Here is a 16,168-nt window from a genome sequence, read left to right on the forward strand (position 1 = left end):
CAGGCCTACCCGCCAACCAGGTCCTCGTACCGGTACTCGGTTGAAATCGATTGTCCCGCACCATGCGCTCCCTTCTCGCGCTGCTGCAGTTCGACCCGACGTATTTTGCCGGAGATCGTCTTGGGCAACTCGAAGAACTCGACGCGACGAACCTTCAGGTAAGGCGCCAGATGATCGCGCGAATACTCCAGAATTGCCTTCGCCGTCTCCTCGTTCGGCTCCCACCCTGCGGCCAGACTGATATACGCCTTAGGTACAGCCAATCGAGTGTCGTCCGGTTGCGGCACCACTGCGGCTTCGACCACAGCCGGATGCTCGATGAGAACACTCTCCAACTCGAATGGTGACACTTTGTAGTCGGAGGATTTGAACACGTCGTCGGTGCGGCCTACGTAGGTGATGTAGCCATCCGAATCACGTTGTGCCACATCCCCGGTGTGGTAGTAGCCGCCAGCCATTACCTGTTCGTTTCGCACCGGATCGCCGAGATAGCCGGTCATCAGATTCATCGGGCCGCGAGACAGGTCCAAGCAGATCTCGCCCTCGTCACCGAGTTCGCCGGTCACTGGATCGACCAACACCACCGGCACACCCGGCATCGGTCGCCCCATCGAACCCGCCTTAACCGGCTGTCCCGGCGTATTGCCCACCTGCAGCGTCGTCTCGGTCTGCCCGAAGCCGTCACGGATCGTCAGGCCCCACGCGTGTTCCACCTGCCGGATCACGTCGGGGTTCAGCGGTTCACCCGCGCCCAATAGCTCGCGCAGTCCAGCAGGCTTCTCGCCGAGGTCGGCCTGAATTAGCATGCGCCACACCGTTGGAGGTGCGCAGAAGGTGCTTACCGCAGCCCTGCGCAACTGGCCCATCAAGGCCGCGGCGTCGAATCGGGAATAGTTGTAGACGAAGATCGTCGACTCGGCGATCCACGGCGCGAAGAAGCAACTCCACGCATGTTTGGCCCAGCCCGGCGAACTGATCGCCAGATGCACATCGCCGGGCCGCAGCCCGATCCACGCGACAGTGGTGAAATGACCTACCGCATAACTGATTTGCGAGTGCTCCACCAACTTGGGCTTGCTCGTGGTACCTGAGGTGAAGTAGATCAGCATCGGTTCATCGACCGTGGTCACCGAATCGAACGGACCGGCCGTCTCGACATCGGCAGAATTTGAGTACGATTGCCAGCCGGCCGCATCACCGCCCACCACGATCGACAGATAGTCGCCTGCGATCTCGGCGAACTTGGCGGTATCGGCGAGATTTGTTATGACGCAACGTGCTTGGCCTCGCTCGATACGGTCACGCAGATCGTCGGGCCCGAGCGCCGCGGTCGTCGGCATCACAATGGCGCCGAGCTTCATCGCCGCGAGCATTACCTCCCACAATTCGACCTGATTGCCAAGCATCAGAATCAGTCTGTCGCCCTTGATGATTCCCAACTCGGCAAGCCAGGTGGCGACCCGGTCTGAACGGCGTACCATCTCGTCGAAGGTGACTTTGAGATCTGAACCATCCTGCTCGGTGATCCACAGGGCGATGCCGTCATTTCCGCGCGCGAAGGCGTCGAACCAGTCGATTGCCCAGTTGAAGGAGCCGGTCAGTGTCGGCCAATGGAATTCGGCGACGGCACGGTCGTAGTCACCGATCGTCTCGATCAGCTCGTCGCGACTGTGTCGATAGAGGTCGGTATTGGTAGACATGATTCTATGATCCACATCACAGCGGTCATCGACCACCCTCCGAAGAGGGTGCGAGTGCTATGCCCTGGCCAACCGTTCCGATACCCAGGTCAGCATGTCGTCGCGCACCTGAACTCGATTGGTTTCGTTGAGGATTTCGTGACGCGCCTGCGGATAGGCCGTCAGCGTCACGTCGTTCAGACCGCCGTCGTGCAGATGGTCGATCAACAGGTTGGCAAGTGCCAGTTGCCCGTTCACCGGGTCGTGTTCGCCGACCGCGACCAGAATCGGCAGATCCGAGCGCATTTCGCCGACCTGTGCCGTATCCCCGATCGACCGAGCGCCGATGAACATCTGCTTACCCGACGCCGCGTCAATACCGAACCCACAGAGATCATCAGCGATGTACCGGTCCACGACGGACTCGTCCCGCGATAGCCAATCGAAGTCGGTGCGGGCGGGCGAAAACGGAGCATTGAAAGCTGAAAGATCCAGTGGTTCATCGAGATTGAGCACGGGTTCCAGACCATCGAGCGCAGCGGTCCCACTGAGGATAACGGCGTCGGGGACATCGGAGTTCGCCAATAGGTACTGCTGAGTGGCGAATGACCCCATGCTGTGTGCGAGGACCACCAGCGGCAGATCCGGATGCTCACGAACGGCGTGGCCGACAATCACGCCGATCTCAGCGACAAGAGCTGGCCAGCCGTCCGGACCGAGATCACCGGGTTCCCGACCGTCGAGCATGGAGTGCCCGTGCCCTCGATGGTCGTAGGCGTATACCGCGAAACCGTTGTCGGCGAAGAACTCTGCGGTCTGCGCATATCGAAGGGAATGCTCACCCATGCCGTGCACGATGACGAGGATCGCATGTGCGCCGTCAACTGGCACCCAGCGTCGCCCGGCCAAGGCGTTACCGCCGATTCCAGTTTCAGTGAAGGTATCCATCAAGTTCTCCTGAGCACTTCGTCGTGGTTAGGTCAACCATCGCCTAGGCTACTGGCATGAACAGGGTGGCTGACGTGCTATTCGCCTTGTTGTGGGGGGCACCGATTCCCAACTCGTGAGGACGACGAGAAACGCCAGCGGCGCAATCCTCAATCGGATTGCGCCGCTGGCGTTTTCAGTTGCTGATATCTAGCTGGCGTCAGCCTCGCCGCCGGCTGTCTTAGACATCTCGATCGGCGTGTCTGGCACCTCACGGGGCTTCTCAGAGCCGACGAAGGTGAACTTCGCGTCGTCCCCGTCGCCCTCGCCGTCCCAGTTCTCCACGTCGACGAGCACGATCTGACCGGCCGTGATGTCGCCGAATAGGATCTTCTCGGAGAGCTGATCCTCGATCTCGCGCTGGATCGTCCGACGCAACGGGCGGGCACCGAGCACCGGGTCGAAGCCGCGCCTGGACAGCAGCGACTTGGCCTTGTCGGTGACCTCGATGGCCATGTCCTTGTTCTTAAGCGCACCTTCCACACGGTTCAGCATCAGGTCGACCATCTGGATGATCTCGTCGCGCGTCAACTGGTGGAACACGACGATGTCGTCGATACGGTTGAGGAACTCGGGCCGGAAATGCTTCTTGAGCTCGTCGTTGACCTTAAGCTTCATCCGCTCGTAATTCGAGGTCGAGTCGTCACCCTTGGTGAAGCCCAACCCAACAGCCTTCGAGATATCCGAAGTGCCCAGGTTCGAGGTGAAGATCAGCACGGTGTTCTTGAAGTCCACCGTACGTCCCTGTCCGTCGGTAAGACGGCCGTCTTCGAGGACCTGCAACAGAGTGTTGTAGATCTCCGAGTGAGCCTTCTCGATCTCGTCGAACAACACCACCGAGAACGGCTTGCGCCGCACCTTCTCGGTCAGTTGGCCGCCCTCTTCGTAGCCGACGTAGCCGGGAGGCGCACCGAACAAACGCGATGCGGTGAACCGGTCGTGGAACTCACCCATGTCGATCTGGATCAGCGCATCGTCGTCACCGAATAGGAAGTTGGCCAACGCCTTTGACAGCTCGGTCTTGCCGACACCCGACGGTCCGGCGAAGATGAACGAACCGGACGGACGCTTGGGATCCTTCAGGCCCGCACGCGTACGGCGGATCGCCTTGGAAACAGCCCTGACGGCGTCTTCCTGGCCGATGATCCGCTTGTGCAGTTCTTCCTCCATACGAAGCAGACGGGTGGTCTCCTCCTCGGTGAGCTTGAACACCGGGATGCCGGTCCAGTTCCCGAGGACCTCGGCGATCTGCTCGTCGTCGACCTCGGCCACGACATCCATATCGCCACTGCGCCATTGCTTTTCACGCTCGGCACGCTCAGCGACGAGGGTCTTTTCCTTATCGCGCAGGCTCGCTGCTTTCTCGAAGTCCTGGGCGTCGATCGCCGATTCCTTCTCCTTGCGGGCATCGGCGATGCGATCATCGAATTCCCGCAGGTCTGGCGGCGCGGTCATCCGGCGGATACGCATCCGCGCACCGGCCTCGTCGATGAGGTCGATCGCCTTGTCCGGCAGGAACCGGTCGTTGATATAGCGGTCGGCCAGTGTGGCCGCGGCCACCAACGCGCCATCGGTGATGGAAACGCGGTGGTGCGACTCGTAGCGGTCGCGCAGTCCCTTGAGGATTTCAATGGTGTGTTCCACCGACGGCTCGCCGACCTGCACCGGCTGGAAGCGCCGTTCAAGGGCCGCATCCTTCTCGATGTACTTGCGGTACTCGTCGAGGGTGGTCGCACCGATGGTCTGCAGCTCGCCGCGGGCCAGTTTCGGCTTGAGGATCGACGCCGCGTCGATGGCGCCTTCGGCCGCGCCAGCACCCACGAGCGTATGCAACTCGTCGATGAACAGAATGATGTCACCGCGGGTGTTGATCTCCTTGAGTACCTTCTTCAGGCGCTCTTCGAAGTCACCGCGATAGCGGCTGCCTGCGACCAGCGAACCGAGGTCGAGAGTGTAAAGCTGCTTGTCCTTGAGCGTCTCGGGCACATTGCCATTGACGATCGCCTGCGCCAGACCCTCGACAACGGCGGTCTTGCCGACGCCGGGCTCGCCGATGAGGACGGGGTTGTTCTTGGTACGGCGGCTCAGCACCTGCATGACCCGCTCGATTTCCTTCTCCCGGCCGATCACCGGGTCAAGTTTGCCCTCGCCGGCCGCAGCGGTCAGGTTCCGGCCGAACTGATCGAGGACCAGCGACGTCGACGGGCTGCCCGCCTCGGTGCTGCGGCCACCGGTGCCGGCTTCCTGCGGCTCCTTGCCCTGGTACCCGCTCAGCAACTGGATGACTTGCTGACGGACTCGGTTGAGGTCGGCGCCGAGTTTGACGAGTACCTGTGCGGCGACGCCTTCACCCTCGCGGATCAGGCCGAGCAGGATGTGCTCGGTGCCGATGTAGTTGTGGCCGAGTTGCAGCGCTTCACGCAGCGAGAGCTCTAGTACCTTCTTGGCACGCGGAGTGAAGGGAATATGCCCCGAGGGTGCCTGCTGGCCCTGGCCGATGATCTCCTCGACCTGGCTGCGGACGCCCTCTAGCGAGATGCCCAGCGACTCCAGCGCCTTGGCGGCAACGCCTTCACCCTCGTGGATCAAACCCAGCAGGATGTGCTCGGTGCCGATGTAGTTGTGATTGAGCATGCGCGCTTCTTCTTGGGCCAAAACCACAACCCGCCGAGCGCGATCGGTGAACCGTTCGAACATCGTTCTCCCTTTTCTTTAAAGCCTTCGACCCAGCCGCGTGACACGACAAACAGCCTGCTTGCCTCAAGTCTAGTGGTCACGTGAACTACGCCTGCAGTTAATGTCCACCCAAACGATTGACACCTGGGTCGGACTGCGGGTCTTGCAGGGCTCAACGCCGCAGGCAGAGCATCTGTTCCGAGGTCGCTACGCCCTGAGCGAACGTGCCTCAAGCTTGGGTCGCCAGGGCTGATATCAGCTGTTCAATGACATTGCGAGTCTCCCGGCGAGCTTGAGCCGGATCGTCGGCGCGAGAAATATAGAGTGCCAATTCGTCGACCGCACCGATCACCAGATGCGCTAACGGTCGCAGCGGCTGCGGTCGCAACTGCCCAAGTTCGACCGCTTGTCCCAACACGGCCTCGACGACGCTAAATCCGTATTGCTCCCCTCGCGCCCGCCATTCCTGCCAGCCGAGTACTGCCGGGGCGTCGATGAGGATGATGCGACTGAGAGCCGGATCGGCCAGACGCGCGGTGAAATCGTCGAAGCCGATGACCAGCGCGCCGAGCGGATCGTCGGCATCCGCGGTGGACATCGCCGTCGCCGTCGCGGCGATGACTTCGCTCTCGACATCGTCGAAGACCGCGGCGAATAGGCCGGTCTTGTCGCCGAATTGGTGATAGAGCGCTCCCCTGCTGACACCGGCGGCGTCGACGATCATCTGAGTGCCAACCCCCGCGAAGCCATGCTCGGCGAAGAGTCCGCGCGCAGCCGTCCGCAGTGCGTGCCGCGTGGCGGCGGTGCGCTCGGCCTGGGTTCGCCTGTTGACTTTCATACAGAGTGTTTGTAACTTTCATGCAAGGTGTTTGTAAGTCTCGTCGAAGGATAGCGCGCATGCCACTCGCAGAACTGCCCTCGGGCCAAATCGAGTACGACGTCTACGGCCCGGAAGACTCAGCCCATTCACCCGTATTGTTCGTACACGGCGTCCTGGTTAACGGATTGCTCTGGCGCGACGTCGCCCAACGCCTAGCCGATGCCGGCTACCGCAGTTATGTCCCGACCTTTCCGCTCGGCGCACACCGCATCCCCGTCCCGGTTGGGAACGAACTCACCCCACCGGCCATTGCTCAATTAATCCGCGAGTTCGTATCCGCCTTCGACCTCGGCGACGCCACGCTGGTTGGCAACGACACCGGCGGCGGCCTATGCCAATTCGCACTCGGCGTGGAACCCGATCTCGTCGGTCGCGTGGTGCTCACCAACTGCGACGCTTTCGACAAATTCCCGCCACAGCCATTCAAATTCGTCTTCACACTCCTCAAACGCAAACCTGTCCTGAATGCCGCGATGCCCGCGATGGGCGCTAAGTGGCTACGACACTCTTGGCTCGGATTCGGTTTGCTGGCAACTAAACCCGACGCCGCGCTCACCGCCGAGATGGTGCAGACGGTCCGAGCCGATCCGGCGATTCGGGCCGACGCCGCCGCGGTCATCGCGGGAATCGACGCGCTGGGCGACATGAGCATGGCGACCACCCGGATGTCGAGAGTCAAGGTCCCGGTCACCATTCTGTGGGGGATGGCCGACCGATGTTTCACCGCTGCGCTCGGTCGCCGCCTCGCATCAGCCTTCCCGGACGCGAAGTTCGTAGAAGTTCCCGGCTCCCGCACCTTCGTTTCGCTCGATGCTCCGCAGGCGGTAGTCGACGCCGTGGTGGCGATCGGGGCACGGACGAGCGACTGATTCCAGGGCGCGGCTACGCTGGATCCTCATGGGCATGCCGCCGATCCAACCGTTTCCCTTTGGTGAGTCCTCGCCGCTCGCAACAGCATTCACGTGGGCCGGGACTTCCGGACTGAACAACGAACAGCTAGCCGCACTCAGCGTCGGCGCTATCTTGAACTGCTCCAACGGATTCGCGTGCGACACCCTCGACACCGGCGAGGCGATCGTTGACGCGCAGCGACGGATGAGTGACTGGTGGGGTATCGATGACGCGGTATCGGCGCGAATCGCGGTCGGCGGCCTCCTCGACGGAATGCACAGCCGGGGTTTCGAGGTCGTCGCACCGCTTGTCCAAGACGCGATCGACAGCACCGATTCACTGATTATCGACAACCACCGCGAATTTCTCGCCGCACGCCTCACCGCGAGTGCTCTACCGGTTGTCGGCCGAATCGATGACTACAACGCGCTCTACAACCTGCGCACGATGGATATTCTCCGGCCGGTATTGCGTAACGAGAATTTCCCCGGTCATATTCGCGCATGGGATCTGGGCCGGGTCGCTTTTGTCGTCCGAATGAGTTTGCGCTGCGAATACCTCACCGAGGACGAGGCGTGGCCGATGTTGATCGCGGCCCTGTCGGCGGCACGTGACTACTACGCGAACTGGCGCCAATTCGCACATGGCTATTTGATCGGCCGCGCTTATTGGATGGCCGGCTTTGACCTCAAGAAGGCAGGAACGTCGGCATCGGAAGTCGGCGCGATGATCAACGCATTACTCGTCCGCGCGGAGAGTCCGTGGCGGCGAATGGCGCTGACCGCCGACTCCTAGGCGAAAATCCGAGCGATCGCGTGACGTGCGGTGTCTTCGTCGAGTCCGCCGGTTCGCTGTGCATCGCGAATCGACATGAACCGCTTGAATTGATCTCGCACACCCGCGTCGTCGGCCTTGTCGAGATCGTCGCGGCGCTCGTTCATCAGGTTGCGCGTCAACCAGAAAACGCGCTGGTCGGGGATGTCGATTGGCAACTTGTTACTCGTGAAGATCTTTGTCCACGATTCGTAGTCTTGCAGTTGGCCCACAAAGTACTTGCCATCCTTGTCACCCTGCGCGAAGCCCAGGATCGCGGCCGCGGGTAGTTCGTAGGCGAACCCGCGCTTGTCGTCGGCACCCGCGGCGACCATCAGAATGCGATCAGTAGTCACGGCGAGTAGACCCCACTGACCTTTGAACCAGGCGATACATGCGTTGAGCAGCAATTCACGACTGGTGAGGTATGCGATCAGGCATTCCGCGTCGGCGTCGGCCTGCGGCGACCACCACAGCGCGGCCGCGATGTCGGCACGCTCACGGTGTGCGACGCCGTAATTCTGTTCTGCTGTCACAGTAGGAATGTTGTCCGCCTCCGCCGCACTCACCGTCGGTCATACGTCTCACGCGCCTGCGCTACATCATCGACCTGCCCTTGAATGAGCTCGATCAGTACGTACAACTGACCGGCGACCGCTGCACCCCGTTCGGTCAGCGAGTATTCAACCTTTGGCGGAATAGATTGCAGCACTTCACGATTGACGAATCCGTCCCGTTCGAGCGACTGCAGCGTCACCGACAGCATCCGCTCACTTACCCCGTCGACCCGTCGTCGCAGCGCACTGAATCGCAACTCCCCCTCCCGTAGCGCGGCAAGTGCCAGCAACCCCCACCGGCTTGTCACCGCCTGCAGGATGTCGCGCGACGAGCAGTCCCGCGCGAAGACGTCGGCTTCCAGGGCAGGGTCGACGACAGGCTCACCCACGGACTCGTCAACCCTTTTCAGCGCCATGAGTCTGAGCATACTCCCGGACATGTTCTTACTTCAATATTGACACTTACTTCTAGTAAGTGCATAGTGGCTAGGAAGCACGCACCAGTGCTGAGGAAACTCTCATCGGAACCAAGGAGAACCCCAATGACCACCTATGCAGTGACCGGAGCAACCGGCGGACTCGGCGGCGCCGCCATCGACGCGCTACTCGCCAAAGGGGTCGACGCAGCCGACATCGTCGCAGTCGTACGCGACTCCACCAAGGCCGGCACCCTCGCCGACAGCGGCGTTGCGGTGCGCCAGGCGGACTATAACGACGTGCAAGCGTTGACCACCGCGCTCGCCGGCGTGGACAAATTGCTATTCGTTTCCGGTTCCGAAGTCGGTCAGCGCGCGGCACAACACGCCAATGTCATCGCCGCCATCAAGGCCGCGGGCGTGAGTTTCACGGCGTACACGAGCCTGCTTCGCGCGACCGAGAGCGCGTTGGCCCTGGGCGACGAGCACCGCGCGACCGAGAAGTCCCTCGCCGACAGCGGCATCACATACGCGCTCCTGCGCAACGGCTGGTACTGGGAGAACTACCTCGCCGCGGCAGACGCGGCTAGCGAGTCGGGCACGCTATACGGTGCCGCCGCAGACGGCCGGGTGGCAGGCGCCTCCCGTACCGACTACGCCGGGGCAGCAGTGGCAGTCTTGCTGGCAGATACCCCCCGCGCGGTCTACGAGCTCGCTGGCGACCACCCACTCACCTACGCCGAACTGGCCGCGCAGATCAGCGATATCACCGGTAAACCCGTTGTCTACCAGAATCTTTCGCAGGAGGACTACGCCGCCGCGCTGGCCGGCAACGGCCTGCCCGAACCAGTTGCGCAGATCCTCGCCGATGCCGACGCCGGGGTCGCCAACGGCCAGCTTGATTCGACGTCGACTGATCTCGTGGACCTGATCGGTCAGCCGAGCACGCCATTCGCCGAAGTGTTGCGCACGGCGCGGTAGTTCTACACTGACGGCCGAGTGGCAATCAGGCCGAAGGCAAGAACGGCGAAGCCGCCCAGATGCGCGACGGTGCGCACGACATTCCATCGGGCCCAGGAGGCCGCGAAGTCCGACCACTCGGCGACGGCCTGCTGGGCCGATGGGATGCCAGCCGCGTCAAGTTGGTTGTTGAGCGGCACGTTGAACGCCACTGTCACCAAGGTGCCAACCAAATAGCAGCCGAGCCCGACCAGAGCCCACCATCGAAGGTTCGTGTTCCAGCTGACGGCGGCGGCGAGGGCTGAGACGATCAGTCCGCCGCCGAAGATCACTCCGAATATGGGATTGAGTATTGCGACGTTGATCCGTTGCATGACGGCGACGGACGACGACGCATCGGTACGGGCGAGTGCGGGCATCACGGAGTAGGCGAATGCCGCGAAGAGGCCAGCCATGAGCCCGGAGCACAACATCGCGAGGAGTAAGACGAGAGAGCGAAGGAGGGTCATAGGACTAAGTCAACGAGACTTCTATGAGTCTCTACATAGCTAAATCACTCGAATGCATATCTATTCGTCTCATTCTCGCGATACGCTCGACCACGTGGATGCACTTGGCAGTCTGCTCAGCGGCCCTCGTGCCCAGGCCCCCTTCCTGCTACGAATGGTGATGGCCGGCAGCTGGGCGATCCGTATCGAGGACAAGGCACCGCTGACCGTCGTCGCGGTAAGTCGGGGCGAGATAGTGGTCACGTATCGCGATGGTGCGACCCACCGACTTACCACCGGATCGATCGCACTGTTTCGAGGCACCGAGTCCTACCTCGTCTGCGACGACCCAGCCAGTCCGGTGGTCGCGGTCATCGACGCGAATGGCGACTGCTACGACCCAACCGGCACCCATCCGGTCGCCGAACAGATGCGTCGGGGCATCCGCTCCTGGGGTAACGCTGACCGGGGTGCCGACACTGTCGCACTAATCGGCGCCTACCAGCTCGGCGAGGTCGGCAAGCCGCTTCTCGCCGCGCTGAGTCGCGTCACAATCGTTGCCGCGCAAGATAATCCGCTGATCGAACTGTTGGACGGCGAATTGTCGGTCAGCGCTCCCGCCCAGGAAGCCGTGCTCAATCGGTTACTGGATCTGCTTCTGGTGATGACCCTGCGCACACATCTCGCAGCCGACCCGTCGCAAGCGCCCCGCTGGTATCGAGCACATACCGATCCCGTTGTCGGATCCGCACTGGCACTGATGCACAACAACGTCGAACGGGGGTGGACCGTCGAATCACTTGCCAACCAGACCGGCGTCTCACGGGCTTGTCTGGCCAGGCGCTTCGCCGGACTCGTCGGCGAACCTCCGATGACCTACCTGACCGACTGGCGGCTGCGCGTCGCGGCGGACCTGCTGCTCGGCACCGACCTGACGATGGCGAGTATCGCCGAACGCGTCGGCTACAGTTCGGCTTTCGCGTTCAGCAGCGCGTTCAAGCGACGCCGGGGCAGCACGCCCACCGAGTACCGCCGAGCCGCGGCGGGCGACGTCGGAGACAACCGCTTACCGATGCCATGATTGACTGATATCCATGTCAGGGCAGTTCCGAAAGGTCACCAAACGTGTCGGCATCGGCACCGTAGTGGCGATTTGCTGCGTCCTGCTGGTGGTGTCGGTTGGGCTCGTCCTCGCCATCAAAACACCGCCGTCGACGGGGTATGGCCAACTACGGAACTACTCGTCGCAGCCGGAGACCGCATGGACCGTAGACAGCGATACCCTGCCCGAATACGGGCAGGGCGACGGAATCACCGTCGCGGGCAGATGGCTGGATCGATGGCTGCTATCCTATCCATCGGGCCTGGGACGCGCCTATCTCTTGGTCAGTGCGGTTTCCGGAAAACCGCTGTGGGACAACCCTATTCGAGTCGGCCTGGGAAGTTGCGCACTCAACGACGACGGCGAAGTCGGATGCGCAGTCAAACTCGGTGAAGCCGCCAATGGGTTCTATCTAGCCGATCTGGATTCCGGCAAGCTGGGGAGCGTATCGAATCTCGACTCGACGGCACAGGTGGTCGGCGTCGGATCGAATTTTCTACGCGTCGACGAAGCAGGCTACCGGGCCATGCTCGCCACACCGTCGGGTGCGGAAATCTGGACACGCACCTTCGCCTCAGCGATGCGGGCCCGCTTCGAGAATCGCATCCTGATCCTTGCCGGAGCCGACGGCACGAACGCCGTGGTCGACACCGCGACCGGCGGCAACCGACTGCGCTGCACTGATTGCGATATCAACGTCTACCCCTCCGGAATCACCTTGCAACACAACACCTACGGCAAACAGAGCGTCGATTTCTACGCGACCTCCGACGGCGCGCTCGACACCTCGAATCCGACCCACCGATCGGGCAACATCGAAGTTGTGCGGGGCGCCTCGACGTTGCCGGTACTGACCGGGATCGGTGACGCGACCGTGCAGCAAACGCAGGGACGCTACGAGATTCGCGACCCAGCCAAGCCAAAAGCACTGTGGGCCATCACCGACCCAGAACTTTCGAAGGCAAACACCCGACCGTGCGGCACCGTGGTTGCCCTCGCTCGAAAAGACCGCTCACGTGCGATCTACCGACTAGCCGACGGCACATCAGTCGGCAACATACCCGGTCCCGATCTTGATAACCCTGACGCGAATATTGACCAGCTGACCTGCGTGGGATCATCGGAGCAGACCATCGTGTTCGCGAATGCCAATCAGCTCACCGGATTCGCAGTGTCCGACGGCACCAAATGGGAACTGCCCATCATCGGCTGGGCGCAGAATGTCGACGGATATTTGGTCCTACACCAGGGACAATCACTCTCCGTCCTCGCGCCGGACTAACTGTCGGACAGAAAGGCTTGCAGCGCAGCCGAATACATCCAGACATCGTCGACGCCCATCAACTCGCGTGCGCTGTGCATTGCCAATTGCGGGGCACCGACGTCGACCGTCCGCAAGCCGGTACGGGTCGCGGTGATCGGTCCGATCGTTGACCCGCAGGGTAGATCGGCACGATGTACATACCGCTGCAGCGGCACTTTCGCCCGCTCGCACGCCAACGCGAAGACCGCCTCTCCCAGCGCATCCGAGGCATACCGCAGATTCTGATTGACCTTCAGTACCGGACCGCCGTTGATCGCGATCTGGTGTGCGGGCTCGTGTCGATCGGGATAGTTGGGATGGGTAGCGTGCGCCATATCTCCGGATACGCAGACGCTGGCCGCCATGGTCCGCAGATAGTCCTCGCGGGATCCGCCGCGCGACAACACGATTCGCTCGCACACAGTCGACAGTAGATCCGAGGCAGCACCCCGTTCGGAGCCGCTGCCGACCTCTTCATGATCGAAGAGCGCCAGCATGCGGACACCCGGAGTCTGGGGCGAATCCAGCAACGCCCGCAGCCCGGCGTAACAGGTGCCCTGATTGTCTAGCCGGGGCGCACTCAGCAGATCCTGTTGCGCGCCAACAACTCCGGAAGGGTTTACGTCGTGGGTCATCAGTTCCCACCCGAGTACCGAAACCGGCTCGACGTCGACCTGCCGGGCAACCCAGTCCAGTAGCGGCGGCGCCTGCCGCACCGCGAAGATCGCGTCGACATGGCGTTGCGGATTCGGCGTAATCCCTTTGCGATCCTCGGATAGATGAATCGCCAATTGGGGTACGCGCAGAATCGGCTCGGCGATGTGAATCAGCTTGTGACTCACCGACGAACCATCGCGGTAGGCGATGCGTCCGGACAGACCGAGGTCGCGGTCTAGCCACGAATTCAGCCAGGCACCGCCATAGGGTTCGAGCCCAACCATCGACAGCCCAGCCGAAGTCTTGTCCGGATGTTGCTTGACGCGCAGATTGGGGCTGTCGGTATGCCCACCGACAATGCGGAACGGCCCTTGGCCGGACTCCGATGACCACGCGACGATCGAGCCGCCGCGGATCACATAGAACGAACCACCGCCAGTCGGCCAGGGTGCGGTCTCTGCCAGTCGGCGATATCCCGCTGCGTCGAGTTCCGTTGCGACAGTGTCACATACGTGAAAGGGCGACGGCGAGGCATCGATGAATGCGCCAAGGCCCGCGGCGGTGGCACTAGTGTTGGTCATACCTCAACTCCTATCAAGGACATCTCTGCTCGCGCCCAGTGGGTCACCGATACCAACGTGGCGACAATCGTGGTTTGCAGAACGAGTTCGCCCGCGTTGCTGATCCAGAGAACGCCGGGCACCGCTGCCGCGGCAAACATGACCAAGGCTCCAACGAGCAGCCACGGCCACCCCGCGGCACGCCATGCGAGCGCCCCAAGGCCGATCAACACGATAATGGTGACGATGGCCGGGATCGGCGGCCCGTACATCGCGTCGTTGACATACCGCGTCGCGCCACCCGCATCGGATTCGACCAGGTCCAGCGGAGTGAGTTCGCCGATCACGCCGATAACTACGAGGCTGGCAACCATAACGGAATCGACGACGATCGCCGCTCGGGTGGTCAACCATCCGACGCCGAGTCGCGCGACCAGAAGTCCACCGACGATGATGAGCAGCGGCAGCGTGAATACGTGTAACCAGAAGCGCGGCACGTTGATAGCTGACAGCACATCGCCATAGTCGATCAGCGGACCGATGGCTACTACTACGTTGTCATAGGCCAAACCTAAGCTCACGACGACGGTGAGCCCAGATGCCACCGGCGCGGTGTCACGGCAGCGTGCCGCGACAATCGCCAATACGATCATCGCGGCACCGATCGCCGCCATGATCGCCGATATCATCAGACGTTCGCGAGGACCGTATCCAGCACAGAGTAGAACAGGCCGAGGCCGTCATCGCTTGGACCGGTCAATGCCTCGGTGGCATGCTCGGGATGCGGCATCAGGCCGACGACGCGGTTGTTCGCGCTGCAGATTCCGGCGATGTCGAGTTGTGAACCATTTGGGTTACCGCCGGCATAGCTGAAGACGATCCGCCCCTCGCCTTTGAGTTCTTCAAGCTTCTCGTCGGAGGCGACATAGCGTCCCTCACCCGATTTGAGCGGCACGAGAATCTCGGCACCCGAGTCGAATCGTGAGGTCCACGCCGTGGTGTTGTTCTCAACCTTGAGCCATTGGTCGCGGCAGATGAAATGCAGTCCCTCGTTACGCGTGAGCGCGCCGGGCAGCAGCCCGGACTCGCACAACACCTGAAAACCGTTGCAGATACCCAGAACCGGCATACCTTTGCCTGCGGCGTCAACCACCGAGCGCATCACTGGGGCGAATTTCGCGATGGCGCCGGCACGCAAGTAGTCGCCGTAGGAGAAGCCGCCAGGAACCACGACCGCGTCGACACCTTTCAGATCGTCGTCACCGTGCCACAGTTCGACTGCCTGCGCCCCGGCCAGTCGGACCGCTCGAGCCGCGTCCACGTCGTCGAGGGTGCCGGGAAAAGTGATGACACCGATACGCGCACTCACGCTCAGGCCTCCACGCGGGTCACGTTGAAGTTTTCGATAACGGTGTTCGTCAACAACTCTTCCGCGATGCGCTCGAGCGCGAGATCATCGACGGAGTCGTCTACTTCGAGTTCGAATCGCTTGCCCTGGCGAACGTCGGCGATGCCGGAGAACCCAAGTCGGCCGAGCGCACCGACAATCGCCTGTCCCTGGGGATCGAGAATCTCAGCCTTGGGCATCACGTCGACAACCACACGCGCCATGAAAGGGAACTCCTTTGAAGTGGAAATTCGGTCGCCTCAGCTTACCCGGCGCATAGGGAAGCTACAGCGCAGCCTCAATGGCGGAGATGACCTCGGGTGCACCCGGTTCGGTGCGAGGTCGGAACCGATTGACAACCGTGCCCGACGCGTCGACGAGGAACTTCTCGAAATTCCACTGCACGTCCCCGGACTCGCCGTCGGCGTCAGCGGCTTTGGTCAGCTCGGCGTAGAGCGGGTGCTGAGCTTCGCCTTTGACATCGGCCTTCTCCAGCAGTGGAAAGGTGACACCGTAGGTTGTCGAGCAGAAGGTGGCTATCTCGTCGGCGCTGCCGGGCTCCTGGCCCATGAATTGATTGCATGGCACGCCGACGACAGTCAAGCCGCGATCGCCATAGGTCTTCGCGAGCTCTTCGAGGCCGGTGTACTGCGGCGTCAGACCGCATTTGCTGGCGACATTGACTACCAACAACGGACCGGAAAAGCCGGCGAGATTCAGTGCGCTGCCGTCGAGCGCTCTTACTTCGATGTCTTTGACGTTGCTCACACCCAACGACGCTACCCGCTGGCTCGCGCCGCATCGCGGTGATT

General features: G+C 62.0%; 17 protein-coding genes. 5 read left to right on the forward strand and 12 right to left on the reverse strand.

The window, feature by feature from the left end; all coding sequences use genetic code 11:
- Positions 1 to 5 precede the first annotated feature (5 nt).
- From AAFP29_RS05805 to AAFP29_RS05820, 4 genes are all read right to left on the reverse strand, one after another.
- On the reverse strand, positions 6 to 1,700 hold the full coding sequence (locus AAFP29_RS05805; protein ID WP_419216400.1) for an AMP-binding protein: 1,695 nt from the start codon (positions 1,698 to 1,700) through the stop codon (positions 6 to 8).
- A gap of 57 nt (positions 1,701 to 1,757) precedes the next feature.
- Positions 1,758 to 2,627, reverse strand: a complete 870-nt coding sequence (locus AAFP29_RS05810; protein WP_419216401.1) for an alpha/beta fold hydrolase — start codon at positions 2,625 to 2,627, stop codon at positions 1,758 to 1,760.
- A gap of 189 nt (positions 2,628 to 2,816) precedes the next feature.
- The gene (locus AAFP29_RS05815) at positions 2,817 to 5,363 is read right to left on the reverse strand and encodes an ATP-dependent Clp protease ATP-binding subunit (protein WP_419216402.1); all 2,547 of its coding nucleotides are present in this window, start codon (positions 5,361 to 5,363) and stop codon (positions 2,817 to 2,819) included.
- Positions 5,364 to 5,571: 208 nt separating this feature from the next.
- The gene (locus AAFP29_RS05820) at positions 5,572 to 6,180 is read right to left on the reverse strand and encodes a TetR/AcrR family transcriptional regulator (RefSeq protein WP_419216403.1); all 609 of its coding nucleotides are present in this window, start codon (positions 6,178 to 6,180) and stop codon (positions 5,572 to 5,574) included.
- A gap of 59 nt (positions 6,181 to 6,239) precedes the next feature.
- Here AAFP29_RS05820 and AAFP29_RS05825 point away from each other — a divergent pair, with 59 nt between their 5' ends.
- Both AAFP29_RS05825 and AAFP29_RS05830 read left to right on the forward strand, forming a co-directional pair.
- Positions 6,240 to 7,091 (forward strand): alpha/beta fold hydrolase, encoded by an 852-nt coding sequence (locus tag AAFP29_RS05825; RefSeq protein WP_419216404.1) that lies wholly within the window; start codon positions 6,240 to 6,242, stop codon positions 7,089 to 7,091.
- A 28-nt stretch (positions 7,092 to 7,119) separates the two neighbouring features.
- Positions 7,120 to 7,908, forward strand: coding sequence for a DUF1266 domain-containing protein (locus tag AAFP29_RS05830; RefSeq protein ID WP_419216405.1), 789 nt, complete (start codon positions 7,120 to 7,122; stop codon positions 7,906 to 7,908).
- Here the strand turns inward: AAFP29_RS05830 and AAFP29_RS05835 are convergent.
- Positions 7,905 to 8,462, reverse strand: coding sequence for a hypothetical protein (locus AAFP29_RS05835; protein ID WP_419216406.1), 558 nt, complete (start codon positions 8,460 to 8,462; stop codon positions 7,905 to 7,907). The two genes, AAFP29_RS05830 and AAFP29_RS05835, sit on opposite strands and share 4 nt — an antisense overlap.
- A 29-nt stretch (positions 8,463 to 8,491) precedes the next feature.
- The gene (locus AAFP29_RS05840; RefSeq protein ID WP_419216407.1) at positions 8,492 to 8,899 is read right to left on the reverse strand and encodes a winged helix-turn-helix transcriptional regulator; all 408 of its coding nucleotides are present in this window, start codon (positions 8,897 to 8,899) and stop codon (positions 8,492 to 8,494) included.
- Between the two features lie 126 nt (positions 8,900 to 9,025).
- Between AAFP29_RS05840 and AAFP29_RS05845 the strand changes: the two genes are divergently transcribed.
- On the forward strand, positions 9,026 to 9,880 hold the full coding sequence (locus AAFP29_RS05845; RefSeq protein ID WP_419216408.1) for an NmrA family NAD(P)-binding protein: 855 nt from the start codon (positions 9,026 to 9,028) through the stop codon (positions 9,878 to 9,880).
- A gap of 2 nt (positions 9,881 to 9,882) precedes the next feature.
- On the opposite strand, the gene AAFP29_RS05850 is transcribed toward AAFP29_RS05845, so the two are convergent.
- The gene (locus AAFP29_RS05850) at positions 9,883 to 10,368 is read right to left on the reverse strand and encodes a DUF1772 domain-containing protein (protein ID WP_419216409.1); all 486 of its coding nucleotides are present in this window, start codon (positions 10,366 to 10,368) and stop codon (positions 9,883 to 9,885) included.
- A gap of 94 nt (positions 10,369 to 10,462) precedes the next feature.
- On the opposite strand from AAFP29_RS05850, the gene AAFP29_RS05855 reads away from it, so the two are divergent.
- A complete protein-coding gene (locus tag AAFP29_RS05855) occupies positions 10,463 to 11,428 on the forward strand; it encodes a cupin domain-containing protein (protein ID WP_419216410.1) in 966 nt (321 codons plus the stop codon).
- Between the two features lie 13 nt (positions 11,429 to 11,441).
- A complete protein-coding gene (locus AAFP29_RS05860; protein ID WP_419216411.1) occupies positions 11,442 to 12,731 on the forward strand; it encodes a hypothetical protein in 1,290 nt (429 codons plus the stop codon).
- Here AAFP29_RS05860 and AAFP29_RS05865 read toward each other — a convergent pair.
- The 5 genes from AAFP29_RS05865 to AAFP29_RS05885 form a co-directional block, all read right to left on the reverse strand.
- A complete protein-coding gene (locus tag AAFP29_RS05865) occupies positions 12,728 to 13,990 on the reverse strand; it encodes a M18 family aminopeptidase (protein ID WP_419216412.1) in 1,263 nt (420 codons plus the stop codon). The genes AAFP29_RS05860 and AAFP29_RS05865 overlap by 4 nt on opposite strands.
- Positions 13,987 to 14,658 (reverse strand): hypothetical protein, encoded by a 672-nt coding sequence (locus AAFP29_RS05870; protein ID WP_419216413.1) that lies wholly within the window; start codon positions 14,656 to 14,658, stop codon positions 13,987 to 13,989. The genes AAFP29_RS05865 and AAFP29_RS05870 overlap by 4 nt, the downstream gene beginning before the upstream one ends.
- Complete coding sequence (gene purQ / locus AAFP29_RS05875) at positions 14,658 to 15,338, reverse strand: phosphoribosylformylglycinamidine synthase subunit PurQ (protein WP_419216415.1); 681 nt, start codon at positions 15,336 to 15,338, stop codon at positions 14,658 to 14,660. Before purQ ends, AAFP29_RS05870 begins: the two co-directional genes overlap by 1 nt.
- A 2-nt stretch (positions 15,339 to 15,340) precedes the next feature.
- Complete coding sequence (gene purS, locus AAFP29_RS05880) at positions 15,341 to 15,580, reverse strand: phosphoribosylformylglycinamidine synthase subunit PurS (RefSeq protein WP_419216416.1); 240 nt, start codon at positions 15,578 to 15,580, stop codon at positions 15,341 to 15,343.
- Between the two features lie 61 nt (positions 15,581 to 15,641).
- Entirely contained in the window at positions 15,642 to 16,124 is a 483-nt protein-coding gene (locus AAFP29_RS05885; RefSeq protein WP_419216417.1) for a glutathione peroxidase, read from the reverse strand.
- Between the last annotated feature and the right edge of the window lie 44 nt (positions 16,125 to 16,168).

The organism is Gordonia sp. CPCC 205333 (genome assembly GCF_048537885.1).
Taxonomy (GTDB): Bacteria; Actinomycetota; Actinomycetes; order Mycobacteriales; family Mycobacteriaceae; genus Gordonia.